This is a genomic window from Acinetobacter equi (assembly GCF_001307195.1).
Taxonomy (GTDB): Bacteria; Pseudomonadota; Gammaproteobacteria; order Pseudomonadales; family Moraxellaceae; genus Acinetobacter; species Acinetobacter equi.
Map to the genome: position 1 here is coordinate 1,771,043 of NZ_CP012808.1, position 13,337 is coordinate 1,784,379.

Below are 13,337 nucleotides of genomic sequence, written 5' to 3' on the forward strand. Positions count from 1 at the left end.
ATCAACCCATATCAGAGATGGTAATTCGATATGAGCGTTACTTCTGTAAACCCTGCCACCAATTCCACAAACGAATACTACTTGACTCGCCAAAGTCAGATGGAATCGAATGTTCGTAGTTATCCACGTAAATTACCGTTAGCGATAGCGAAAGCACAAGGTTGCTGGGTTACCGATGTTGAAGGTACAACGTACCTCGATTGTTTAGCTGGGGCAGGAACATTGGCTTTGGGCCATAACCATCCTGCGGTAATTCAAAGTATTCAAGACACTATTGCAAGTGGTCTACCTTTACATACTTTGGATTTAACAACTCCTTTAAAAGATGCATTTACTGAAGCACTTCTTTCTTACCTGCCAGGTGGAAAAGAAGAATATTGCTTACAGTTCTGTGGTCCTTCTGGTGCTGATGCAACAGAAGCGGCTATTAAACTTGCAAAGACGTATACAGGTCGTAGCTCTGTGATTAGTTTCTCAGGTGGCTATCACGGTATGACTCACGGCTCTTTAGCTATGACAGGTAACTTGTCTGCTAAAAATGCCGTAAATGGTTTAATGCCAGGCGTTCAATTTATGCCTTATCCGCATGAATACCGTTGCCCACTTGGTTTAGGTGGTGAAGCGGGTGTTGACGCATTAACGTATTTCTTTGAAAACTTTATTGAAGACGTTGAAAGTGGTGTAACTAAGCCTGCTGCTGTGATTCTTGAAGCAATTCAAGGTGAAGGTGGTGTAGTTACAGCACCAACCAAATGGTTGAAAAAAATTCGTGAAGTAACTGAAAAACACAATATCGTGTTAATTCTTGATGAAGTTCAAGCAGGCTTTGCGCGTTCAGGTAAAATGTTTGCATTTGAACATGCAGGTATTGAACCAGATGTTGTTGTAATGTCTAAAGCTGTAGGTGGTAGCTTACCACTTGCTGTATTAGGTATTAAACGTAAGTTTGATGCTTGGCAACCAGCAGGTCACACGGGTACTTTCCGTGGTAACCAATTGGCAATGGGTACAGGTCTTGCAACTTTGAATACAATCAAAGAGCAAAACTTAGCTCAAAATGCACAAGATCGTGGTGATTTCTTACAAGCTGAAATTAAAAAATTAGCTGCTGAATTCCCATGTATTGGTAACGTGCGTGGCCGTGGTTTAATGATTGGTGTTGAAATCGTTGATGAGCGTCAAAAAGCTGATCATATGGGTTCTTTGCCAGGTGATTCTCAACTTGCAGCAGCAATTCAAGCAGCTTGTTTCGACAATAAATTATTGCTCGAAAAAGGTGGTCGTAACGGTACAGTAATTCGTTTACTTTGCCCGTTGATCATCAGTCAAGATGAATGTGTAGAAGTAATTGCTCGCTTTAAGAAAGCAGTTGCTGAAGCTCTTGTTGCAGTTCGAGGCGCGTAATAATGGTTGATTTTGCAGAACATCGTAAAGCGTTATTCTGCAATGATGCACAATCCATTGCTGACTATCAGTCAGCAATGGGCGAAGCGGTTAAAGCCGTTTCTGCATGGTTGCAAAATGACAAAATGTACACCGGCGGCAGCATTAAAGATCTTCGCAGTGCAATTGCTTTCAATCCATCTAAAGATGGTATTGGTGTGCAAAAATCATTAGACCGTATGGTTGAGCTTTTCTTAAATAAAAGCTTAAAAGTACATCATCCACATTCTCTAGCGCATTTGCATTGCCCAACAATGGTGACAAGTCAAATCGCAGAAGTATTAATCAATGCAACAAACCAATCTATGGATTCATGGGATCAAAGCCCAGCGGGTTCATTGATGGAAGTTCAGTTAATTGATTGGTTACGTCAAAAAGTAGGTTATGGTGCAGGTCAAGCAGGTGTATTTACCTCTGGCGGTACACAGTCTAATTTGATGGGTGTACTTCTTGCGCGTGATGCTTGTATCGCGAAAAACTGGAAAGACGAAAACGGCAATCCGTGGTCTGTTCAGCGTGATGGCGTGCCTAACGAAGCAATGCGTAATGTTAAAGTTATCTGTTCTGAAAATGCACACTTCTCTGTGCAAAAGAACATGGCAATGATGGGCATGGGCTTCCAGTCTGTTGTGACTGTTCCTGTGAACGACAATGCTCAGATGGATGTTGATGCACTTGAAAAAACCATGGCTCACCTTCAAGCTGAAGGTAAGATTGTGGCATGTGTTGTTGCAACTGCAGGTACAACTGATGCTGGTGCGATTGATCCATTAAAAGAAATTCGTGAAATCACCAATAAATATGGCACGTGGATGCATATTGACGCAGCTTGGGGTGGTGCACTGATTCTTTCTAATGATTATCGTTCTATGTTGGACGGTATTGAGCTTTCTGATTCAGTAACGCTTGATTTCCATAAGCATTATTTCCAAACGATTTCATGTGGTGCGTTCTTACTTAAAGATGAAGCGAATTATCGTTTCATGCATTATGAAGCTGAGTATTTAAACTCTGCTTATGATGAAGAACATGGCGTACCAAACCTAGTATCTAAATCACTACAAACAACTCGTCGTTTTGATGCGTTGAAATTGTGGATGACAGTAGAAGCACTAGGTGAAGAGCTTTACGGTTCTATGATTGATCATGGTGTTGGTTTAACACGTGATGTTGCAGCTTATATTGATGCAACTGACGGTTTAGAAATGTTGGTTGATCCACAATTTGCTTCTGTATTGTTCCGTGTAATTCCTGAAGGTTATCCAACAGAATTACTTGATACATTAAACCAAAATGTAGCAGATGAATTGTTTGCACGTGGTGAAGCGAATATTGGTGTGACTAAAGTTGGTCAAGTTCAATCATTGAAAATGACAACTTTAAGCCCTGTTGCAACTTTAGATAACGTGAAGAACTTACTTGCACTTGTGCTTGCAGAAGCTGATCGTATTAAAGATTCGATTGCAAATGGTACATATACACCACCAATTGATTAATTAATTGTTTGTGTAAAGGAAGGAGCTCTAATGAGCTCCTTTTTATATACCTTTAATATAAGAGAACCGAGGTTTTTCTTTTTAGATTGGTTTTGATATGTAACAAAGCATTAGATAAGCGCCAAAAAATATTTTCATAAATATAAGACGTATCACTTTTTTATTATTAAAGTGAGGTGAATTACAAAAAAAGTTATAGTGAGGCTGAGTATAATAAATAATTCCAAGATAGATAACTAATTGAATTTTATGAGCATTATTTATTTTAAAGTAACTCTATCGAATATCATAAAACCGTCATTAGTCTGTAACTTCCTTGTCATATTCTGAACTCAAAATGAAAGCATCTAAAAAGTACAGCACAACAGGTTAGTGGCGTACTTTTGAGTTTAAGCTTCATAAAAGAGAGAAGAAAATGCGCCTAAAAACGATTGCGTTGATGTTTACAGCTTCTGGAGTGCTTGTAAGTACAGCCGCAAATGCAGCACGTGATACTATTCAAATTGCTGGCTCATCAACAGTTTTACCTTATGCAAGTATTGTTGCTGAAGAGTTTGGTAATACATTTCCTCAGTTTAAATCACCTGTTGTTGGTTCTGGTGGTTCATCTGGTGGCTTAAAACAGTTTTGTAATGGTGTTGGTGATAACACAATAGATATCGCCAATTCATCTCGTAAAATTAAAGATACAGAATTAGCTGCTTGTAAAAAGGCTGGTGTAAATCAAGTTTTAGAAGTAAAAATTGGCTATGACGGCATTGTATTTGCCTCAAATGCAAAAAAATCTGCTTATAAATTACGCCCACAACATGTTTATGCAGCATTAGCAGCAGAATTACCATCAAATGGCAAAATGGTTCCGAACCCATATACACATTGGAATCAGATTGATAAAGCATTACCAAATGAACCAATTACCTTAGTCATTCCAGCATCAAACCATGGAACACGTGAAGTTTTCCAAGAAAAAATGGTTGATGCAGGATGTGAAACTTATGCTGCGATTAAAGCATTAGATAAAGATGCTCAAAAGAAAGCATGCTCAACATTTCGTAAAGATGGACGTGTTATTGAAATCTCAGGTGATTACACTGAAACTTTGGCACGTTTAAAAACATCACCAAGTGCTGTGGGTGTATTTGGTTTAGGTTTCTATAATCAAAATAAAGATAAATTACGTGTCGCAACAGTAAATAATGTTGCACCTTCAGAACAGACTATTTTAAATGGGTCATATCCTGTATCACGTCCATTGTACTTTTATGTCAAAGGTGAGCACTTAAAATCAATTAAAGGTTTACCACAATTTACTGAATACTTTTTAAGTAAAAAAGTTTCAGGTAAAGGTTCGAAATTAGATAAAGCAGGTTTAATTTCTTTATCAGATAAAGAACGTGCACAAATTTTAGCAAACTTTAAAGCTGGCAAAGCAGTAAAGTAAAAAGATGAACTCGCCAATGATGAATTGATTTGATCATTGGTGAGTTTTCAATATGAGTTTTTTTAAACAATATCATTGTTGAAAAACAGTGGAGAATGCATGAATCTGCTACTCATAGGTGTTCTACTGGCATTGATTGCCATTGCCTATCAAATTGGTTTAGCAACAAGCCGTAAATTAGCAGGCAAGGGAAATAATTCTGCAATGTTGCATTCACGCCCAGGTTATTATGGTGCGTTGGTTGCCTTGTGGTGTGGTCTTCCTGCTATTTTGATTTTATTGGTTTGGAATATTGTTGAACCAATGATTTTACAACAGGTCATACTTAATCATGTGCCTGAAGCTATTATGGCAAGCTTAGATCAAGCAGATAAAGAAGTTTTAATTGATCGAGTTGAAGCTATTGCTTCAGGTTTTGGTGTGACTGATACACCTGCTGTTTATGAAATATCTGCGGCAAATCAACTTTCTCAATTGGCAATGATTACCTCATTTGCCAAATTTGCTATTGTGATTTGCGCTTCATTATTAGGTTTAGTTTGGGCAAAGAAAAAAGTAGAAAAACAATATCGTGCCCGTAATCAAGTTGAAAAAATAATTAATGTGGCTTTAGCACTATGTTCAGGAGTGGCAATTTTGACCACGATTGGCATTGTGATGTCTATGTTTAGTGAAGCCTTAAGATTTTTTAGTTTTGTTAGCCCTTTAGATTTCTTCTTTGGTACAGAGTGGAATCCTGGTTTTAGTACCTCAGGAAATGCAGAAGGGAGTTATGGGTTACTTCCGTTACTTTGGGGAACACTCATGGTCAGTGGAATAGCACTTTTAGTGGCTGTTCCAGTTGGACTTATGATTGCCATTTATTTAGCAGAATACGCATCACCTAAATTTCGTTCTTGGGCAAAACCTGCTATTGAAGTATTAGCGGGTATTCCAACAATTGTATATGGCGTATTTGCTTTAATGATTATTGGCCCATTTCTAAAAATGTTGGGTGCTCTTGTTGGAATTGATATTAATGCGACAAGTGCTTTAACTGCGGGTTTAGTCATGGGAATTATGATTATTCCATTTGTATCTTCATTATCTGATGACATTATTACCCAAGTTCCTCGTGCATTAAGAGATGGCTCTTTGGGCTTGGGTGCAACAAAATCTGAAACAATTCGACAAGTCGTATTACCAGCGGCTTTACCAGGAATTATTGGTGCATTTTTATTGGCAGCATCACGTGCAATTGGTGAAACCATGATTGTGGTGTTAGCGGCAGGAAATAGCCCATTACTTCATGTAAATCCATTAGAAGCGGTTTCAACAGTAACGATTACGATTGTGAATCAATTAACTGGAGATACAGATTTTGCAAGCCCGCAAGCATTGGTGGCATTTGCTTTAGGATTGACCTTATTTGTAATTACCTTGGGTCTAAACATTGTGGCACTTTATATTGTGCGTAAATACCGTGAGCAATATGACTAATGAGTACGAGTAATACAAATTCATTGGATCAGATTGATCCAGAGATTGCAGCTAGATTAAGAGATGAGCGTAAGCGAAAAATTGAAAGCTCATTAGCAAAGCGCCATAGAAAAGAAAAAACATTTAAATGGTTTGGTTTTTCTGCGGTAATTGCAGGGCTACTTTTTGTAGTATTACTTTTCGGTAGTATTTTAGCGAAAGGTTTACCCGCATTTTGGCAATATAGTGTCACGGTGCCAGTTTATTTTGATCCAAATGTTATTCAAATCAGTGGAAAACCACAGCAAAAAGAAGGTGAATCACCTGTACATTTTGAAGAGCGAATGATTGCTTGGCAAACTGAGCTTGGAATGGTGGATTGGGATTTATTATTAAGTCAGGCTATTGTTAAACAAGACCCGAAAATTGCCAATCAACAAGATGAATTATCGTCACTTTATACCAGTTCAGAAACTTATAAATTGCGTGACATGGTAATGGCAGATCCATCTCTGATTGGTCAAGTCAAAGAAGTGACAGCATTGGTTGATGCAAATGTTGATGTTTGGTTGTCGGGAAATATTGATCGTACATTAGCAGATGAGCAACAACAATTAAGCCCTGAAATTCGTCAATTAGCAGATGAATTAAAGGCACAAGGTATTATTGAAAAAACATTTAATACTAATTTATTTGTGAATCCAGATTCACGTAGTTCACCAGCAACATCAGGTTTAGCAGGTGCATTTATGGGGTCTTTATTTATGATGCTAATTGTCATCATAATTTCGATTCCAATTGGTGTTGCATCGGCAATTTATTTAGAAGAGTTTGCACCTAAAAATATTCTGACCGATATTATTGAAGTGAACATCAATAATCTTGCAGCAGTTCCCTCAATTGTATTTGGTTTATTAGGGGCAGCTATTTTTATCGGTTGGATGCATATGCCTCTATCTGCTCCATTGGTTGGTGGTTTAGTTTTGAGTTTAATGACATTACCTACAGTGATTATTACCACTCGAGCATCGTTAAAAGCAGTTCCACCATCAATTCGTCAAGCTGCATTGGGCTTAGGTGCATCACGTTTACAAACAGTTTTTCATCATGTTTTACCTTTGGCTTTGCCCGGTATTCTTACTGGTGCAATTATTGGTGTTGCACAGGCTTTGGGTGAAACAGCTCCTTTATTATTGATTGGTATGAGTGCATTTGTTGCAAATGTACCTGCTACACCACTTGATCAGTCTACGGCATTACCTGTGCAAATTTTCTTATGGCAGGGAAATGAATTACGTAACTTCTTTGAAGGTCGTACCGCAGCTGCAATTATTGTCTTACTGGCATTAATGATTAGTTTAAATAGTTTTGCAATTTGGTTGCGTAAAAAATTTGAAGTTCGTTGGTAGGGCATAAGAAATGAATATGGTAACTGCAACAGAAACAAATTCCTTAAAACAGGATAAATCAGTGAATTCAGAAAAAATACAGTCAAGCTCTGCTGAATCTGAGAAAATGGCATCAACATCATTTATTTCTCAATTTGATACACAGCCAGCAATGAAAAAAGATATACCTACTTCAAATATCAAATTAAGTACTTCAGATGTGCATGTTTATTATGGGGAGTCTGAAGCGATTAAAGGCATAGATTTAAATATCTATGAAAATGAAGTGATTGCTTTTATTGGTCCATCAGGCTGTGGTAAATCAACATTTTTAAGAACATTGAATCGCATGAATGATACGATCGATTCATGTCGTGTGACTGGGAAAGTTTTGTTAGATCAACAAGATATATATGATCCTAATTTAGATGTAGTCTTGTTACGTGCTCAAGTAGGCATGGTTTTCCAAAAGCCAAATCCTTTTCCTAAGTCTATTTTTGATAATGTAGCTTATGGTCCAAAATTACATGGATTGGCACGTGATAAATATGATTTAGAAGAAATTGTTGAAAATAGTCTTCGTAAAGCGGGGCTATGGGATGAAGTAAAATATCGTTTAAATCAGCCAGGAACAGGACTTTCAGGTGGGCAGCAACAACGACTATGTATTGCACGTACAATTGCAGTGAGCCCTGAAGTAATTTTAATGGATGAGCCGTGCTCGGCATTAGATCCTATTGCAACAGCTAAAGTTGAAGAGCTAATTTCTGAACTTTCTACGCAATATACAATCGCAATTGTAACTCACTCAATGCAACAAGCAGCACGTGTTTCTGATCGAACTGCATATTTTCATTTAGGGGATTTAATTGAAGTAAATGCAACAGAAAAAGTATTTACTCAGCCAGATCATCAGCTTACGGAAGCCTATATTACGGGGCGCTTTGGTTAATTTTATTTAAATGTAAAAAAGAGTCATTTGACTCTTTTTTTATGTAGTTAATATTTGTTGTTTTGTGAATATTATTGTATTTATCTCATAAATATATAAAAATTTAAGAAATACATATTTGTAAAAAATGGTTAGTTTTATCTCATTATATTTATATAATGATAATTGGATTATAAAAATTAGATCCATAAATCCGTTTTTATTTTATTTTGGATGATTATTTTGGATTGGCTCTATATTTGGAGTGTTTGGCCGCAATTTTATGCTGCGACTATAACAACCCTACAAATTTCTCTTATCAGTATTTTTCTATCCACTTTATTGGGGCTGATTTTTAGTATTATTTTGACTTATAAGGTTTTTATTTTAGATAAATTGGTTGGTTGTTATATTGAGTTATCAAGAAATACCCCGTTATTGATACAACTTTTATTTTTGTATTATGGATTACCTAAAATTGGTATTACTTTAGATGGTTTTACTTGTGGGGTTATTGGTCTTACATTTTTAGGCGCAAGCTATATGGCAGAAGTATTTAGAGCTGGTTTGCAATCGGTTTCTAAAGGGCAAATAGATTCTGCAAAAAGTATTGGCTTAAATTCATTACAAATTTTCCGTTACGTTACTTTTCCTCAAGCAATGGCAATTTCAATTCCTGCAATTGGGGCAAATTGTCTATTCTTAATTAAAGAAAGTTCAGTATTGAGTGCAATTGCGATTGCAGAGCTTTTGTTTGTGACAAAAGATTTGATTGGTTTGGATTATAAAACAACAGAAGCACTCTTTTTATTAATTTGTGCATATCTGATTATTCTTCTTCCTGTATCCGCTTTAACGAGCTATTTAGAATATAAAAGTCGGAAGGTGAGTCATGGAATTTGAATTTTTATTTCAGCCTAGTCACCTTGAACGATTAATGCTCGGGCTTTGGGTTACGATTAAAATCGCCTTATTTTCGGTAGTACTTTCCGCAATTTTAGGTACGATTTTTGGTGTCATCATGACATCTAAAAATACAGTAATTAAAGTCCTATCTCGTCTTTATTTAGAGATTATTCGCGTTACACCTATTTTGGTTTTACTGTTTGTTTTCTATTTTGGGTTTGCTACATGGTTTAACTGGCAGTTCTCTGCCTTTTGGGTATGTATCTTTGTTTTTGTACTCTGGGGTACAGCTGAAATGGGGGACTTGGTTCGTGCAGGCATTAGTTCTATAGATAAACATCAGCGCGATACAGCACTTGCTTTGGGTCTAAATCAAACTCAAGTTCTTACTTTTGTTGTTTTTCCACAAAGCTTAAAACGAATTACACCCGGTGCAATTAACTTATTTACCCGAATGGTAAAAACAAGTTCATTGGCTGTATTGATTGGTGTTGTCGAGGTTTTAAAAGTTGGACAACAAATCATAGAAAATTCGTTGCTTATTGAACCGAATGCATCTTTATGGATTTATGGATTGATCTTTATTTTATATTTCATTATTTGTTATCCATTGTCTTTGATATCACGCTATTTAGAAAAAGTTTGGGAATAAATCATGTCTTTACTTGAGATTAAAAATTTAAAAAAGTCATTTGGTGATACCCAAATTTTAAAAAATATTAATTTGGATGTGACTGAAGGTGAAGTTGTTGTAATTTTAGGACCTTCAGGTTGTGGCAAAAGTACATTATTACGTTGTATTAATGGGCTAGAACCGATTCAGTCTGGTGAGATCAAACTCAACGGTTTAGGCATTTTAGGTCAAGACACGCAATGGACTGAGGTTCGTCAAGAAATTGGTATGGTATTCCAAAATTATGAATTATTTGGACATATGAATATTATTGATAATATTTTATTAGGACCACTTAAGGCACAAAAAAGAACTCGAGCAGAAGCTGAAAAAGTTGCTGATGAGTTACTGAAACGAGTAGGTTTGTTTGATAGAAAGCTAGATTATCCACGTAATTTATCGGGTGGGCAAAAACAACGAATAGCTATTGTTCGTTCACTTGTTATGCAACCTAAAGTAATGTTGATGGATGAAATTACCGCAGCTTTAGATCCTGAAATGGTGAGAGAAGTATTGGATGTTGTACTTAGCTTAGCAAATGAAGGGATGACGATGTTAATTGTAACTCATGAAATGGGATTTGCTCAGAAAGTTGCTGATCGAATTATTTTTATGGATCAGGGCAATATTATTGAGGAAGCTGCGCCAGATCAATTTTTTAATCAACCGAAAACTGAACGTGCAAAAGCATTTTTAAATATTTTAAGTTATTAATTTAAAGTTAATTAAGGAAAATAAAATGGAATTAAAAAAATCTCTCCTATTGGCAGTTGGTATTGGTATTTCTGCGTTAGGTTTAACAGCTTGTAATAAAAACTCAGATGCTCAACAACAAACATCTTCAATTGAACAAATTAAAAAGAATGATGTACTTCGTGTAGCAGTATTTGCAGATAATCCTCCTTTTGGTTATGTCAACAGTAAAGGTGAGCATCAAGGATTTGATGTTGAAATTGCTAAAAAAGTCGCAAAAGATTTATTGGGTGATGAAAAGAAAATTGAATACGTGGTGACTGAGGCTGCAAACCGTGTGGAGTTCCTTAAGTCAGGTAAGGTTGATGTTGTTTTAGCAAGTTTTTCTGTAACACCAGAACGTAAAACCGTTGTCGACTTTGCAGAACCTTATTTAAAAGCATCTTTAGGTATTGTGTCTCCTAAAAGTAAACCAATTAACTCAGTTACAGATTTAGAAAATAAAACGTTAATTGTGAATAGAGGTTCTAGTTCAGATAGTTTCTTTACGAAAAATTATCCAAAAGTAAAATTACTTAAATTTGAACAAAATACAGATGCATTTAATGCATTAAAAGATGGTCGTGGTGATGCAATTTCACAAGATTCGACTTATGCTTTAGCCTGGGCTGCTGAGAATCCAAACTATACCGTTGGTATTCCTCAAATTGGTAATGAAGACTTTATCGCACCTGCGGTAAAAAAAGGAAATGTTGAATTGCTTAATTGGTTGAATACAGAAATGAAGCAATTGAGAGAAACAGGTGAAATCCAAAAAATTTATAATCAAACATTACGACCAATTTATGGTGATGCTGTAGATGCTCAAATATTTTTAGATGTGAATGGTAAATAAGCACTAAAATATTTATATATCATAGGTTTCTTTTTTCAGTATTTTGATTTTTGGGTTTAATCTTTTTGTATATAAAGAGATGAATATCAAAAGTGCATACTGTGAAAAGAAGCCTATTGTTTTGAAGTGAATTTTGTAAATTATTCAGCAAATTATAAAAATACTATTGAAAAAAATACAGATTGACCTAATGATAGTGATATGCACAGAATAATCTGAGAATTCACATCTTATGCTATTTCATACTACTAAATTTCCTGCAGAAATTCGTATTCATCATTTAAATACTCGAATTAATGATCAACGAAAAAAAATAGCACAATCAACCGCAAGCAAATTTGAACTTTTACAATTGACACAACAATTATCAAAAGAATCACGTCTACGTAAAAAATTAAATCAAAAAATTTATGTACTCGATTTTAAGGGTGATACAGCAGCATCTGCTGTGGCACAATTAAGAGAAGAAATTACACTTATTTTGGCAACCGCAAAAGCAGGTAAAGATAAAGTCGTAGTACGTTTAGAAAGTCCTGGTGGCATGGTACATGGCTATGGTCTAGCGGCAGCTCAACTTGTGCGTTTACGTGAAGCGGGTTTTCATCTCACCATTTGTGTAGATAAAGTTGCTGCAAGTGGCGGTTATATGATGGCATGCATCGGTTCTGAAATTTTAGCTGCACCGTTTGCAATTGTTGGCTCTATTGGTGTAGTTGCTCAGGTTCCAAATTTTAATCGTTTATTAAAACAAAATAATATTGATTTTGAGTTATATACTGCAGGTCAATATAAACGTACCGTTACTATGTTTGGTGAAAATACCGAAGAAGGTAAGGAAAAGTTTGAAGAAGAACTTCAACAAACTCATCATTTGTTTAAAAGTTTTGTAGAAAAATATCGTCCACAATTAAATGTTGAAAAAGTAGCGACTGGTGAACACTGGTATGGACACGATGCACAAGAGTTAAACTTAGTAGATCGTATTCAAACATCTGATGAATATATTTTAGGTTTATTAGCACAGCATGATGTTTATGTGATTGAAACACGTAAAAAGCCAACTTTAGGTGAGAAACTAGGTATACAAGCCGCTCAAATTGCAGATCATATTATACCTGTTGTAATGAATAAGTTGGTGGAAACTGTATTGAAAACCAATTCAGATGTTGTGCAATTAAGAGATCCAAAACTATAACTTCTAAGTTAAAAAAGCACTCATTTGAGTGCTTTTTTCTTGTCTTGATAAAGCATAAAAGCTCCTGTAATCATAGAGCCGATTGTTGCTACTAGAATATCTTTATGTGCATCCCAAATATCACCTTGTTGACCATTATAATTTTCAGCTTCTTCAGGAGATAAACCTATTGCAATTAACCATTCAATCCATTCATAAATCAAACTTGTTGCCATAACAAATTGCACAACCAGCCAAAAGCGTTGAGTGGATGAAATTTGCGGAAACCAAACTTGAAATAAGCGATAAAAGAAAGGATAAAGAAATAAACCATAAGAAATATGGACTAAACGGTCATACATATTACGTGTCCAGCCCATACTTTGATCTAAGTTAAAACCAAATAAATGCATGGACCAATCACTATAAGGAACATAGGAATATAAATAATGTGCACCTAAAATATGGATTAAAAGAAATAAGATATACAAACAGAATGCATTAAAACTTAGTCCAACTTTTTTAAAACACATGATTAAAACCATAAGCATGAGTACGGTGCCAATTTGATGTAATCCATATGATGTATATTCAAGTGGGTTAATACTGGCAATTAATGCAACAAATAGGAGTACGCCAAAAACAATAAAATGTTTAGAAGTAAATTGAGATTCATTCATAAAAATTATTTTAAAATTTAGTCATTTTTAATTAAGTTAATATTGGATGTAATGTACTTGAATCATTTTAATAAAGCTAGAACAGCTATATTTTATACATCATTATAGATAAATTGAGTGCATAAAAAAACGAAGCCGAAGCTTCGTTTTTTGTGAAAA

Annotated in this window: 12 protein-coding genes; 11 read left to right on the forward strand and 1 reads right to left on the reverse strand. The window is 35.4% G+C overall.

What is annotated here, in order from left to right; translation table 11 throughout:
- Positions 1-30: 30 nt before the first annotated feature.
- From AOY20_RS08440 to sohB, 11 genes are all read left to right on the forward strand, one after another.
- Complete coding sequence (locus AOY20_RS08440) at positions 31-1,404, forward strand: diaminobutyrate--2-oxoglutarate transaminase (RefSeq protein ID WP_054581443.1); 1,374 nt, start codon at positions 31-33, stop codon at positions 1,402-1,404.
- Positions 1,405-1,406: 2 nt separating this feature from the next.
- Positions 1,407-2,939, forward strand: a complete 1,533-nt coding sequence (locus tag AOY20_RS08445) for a pyridoxal phosphate-dependent decarboxylase family protein (protein ID WP_054581444.1) — start codon at positions 1,407-1,409, stop codon at positions 2,937-2,939.
- Between the two features lie 415 nt (positions 2,940-3,354).
- Positions 3,355-4,380 carry a PstS family phosphate ABC transporter substrate-binding protein gene (locus AOY20_RS08450; RefSeq protein WP_054581445.1) on the forward strand — a complete coding sequence of 342 codons (1,026 nt, stop codon included), beginning with the start codon at positions 3,355-3,357 and terminating at the stop codon, positions 4,378-4,380.
- Between the two features lie 99 nt (positions 4,381-4,479).
- Positions 4,480-5,859: a phosphate ABC transporter permease subunit PstC gene (gene pstC / locus AOY20_RS08455; protein ID WP_054581446.1), complete on the forward strand. Its 1,380-nt coding sequence runs from the start codon at positions 4,480-4,482 to the stop codon at positions 5,857-5,859.
- Positions 5,859-7,247: a phosphate ABC transporter permease PstA gene (pstA, locus tag AOY20_RS08460; protein ID WP_054581447.1), complete on the forward strand. Its 1,389-nt coding sequence runs from the start codon at positions 5,859-5,861 to the stop codon at positions 7,245-7,247. Before pstC ends, pstA begins: the two co-directional genes overlap by 1 nt.
- 10 nt (positions 7,248-7,257) lie before the next feature.
- Complete coding sequence (gene pstB / locus AOY20_RS08465; protein ID WP_054581448.1) at positions 7,258-8,178, forward strand: phosphate ABC transporter ATP-binding protein PstB; 921 nt, start codon at positions 7,258-7,260, stop codon at positions 8,176-8,178.
- Between the two features lie 222 nt (positions 8,179-8,400).
- Positions 8,401-9,060 carry an amino acid ABC transporter permease gene (locus tag AOY20_RS08470; RefSeq protein ID WP_054582570.1) on the forward strand — a complete coding sequence of 220 codons (660 nt, stop codon included), beginning with the start codon at positions 8,401-8,403 and terminating at the stop codon, positions 9,058-9,060.
- Positions 9,050-9,715: an amino acid ABC transporter permease gene (locus AOY20_RS08475; RefSeq protein ID WP_054581449.1), complete on the forward strand. Its 666-nt coding sequence runs from the start codon at positions 9,050-9,052 to the stop codon at positions 9,713-9,715. Before AOY20_RS08470 ends, AOY20_RS08475 begins: the two co-directional genes overlap by 11 nt.
- A 3-nt stretch (positions 9,716-9,718) precedes the next feature.
- Positions 9,719-10,450, forward strand: coding sequence for an amino acid ABC transporter ATP-binding protein (locus AOY20_RS08480; RefSeq protein ID WP_054581450.1), 732 nt, complete (start codon positions 9,719-9,721; stop codon positions 10,448-10,450).
- Between the two features lie 25 nt (positions 10,451-10,475).
- Entirely contained in the window at positions 10,476-11,324 is an 849-nt protein-coding gene (locus AOY20_RS08485; RefSeq protein WP_054581451.1) for a transporter substrate-binding domain-containing protein, read from the forward strand.
- Between the two features lie 232 nt (positions 11,325-11,556).
- Complete coding sequence (sohB, locus tag AOY20_RS08490; protein ID WP_054581452.1) at positions 11,557-12,519, forward strand: protease SohB; 963 nt, start codon at positions 11,557-11,559, stop codon at positions 12,517-12,519.
- 20 nt (positions 12,520-12,539) lie between these two features.
- Here the strand turns inward: sohB and AOY20_RS08495 are convergent, their stop codons facing one another.
- Positions 12,540-13,178: a DUF2238 domain-containing protein gene (locus AOY20_RS08495; protein ID WP_054581453.1), complete on the reverse strand. Its 639-nt coding sequence runs from the start codon at positions 13,176-13,178 to the stop codon at positions 12,540-12,542.
- Between the last annotated feature and the right edge of the window lie 159 nt (positions 13,179-13,337).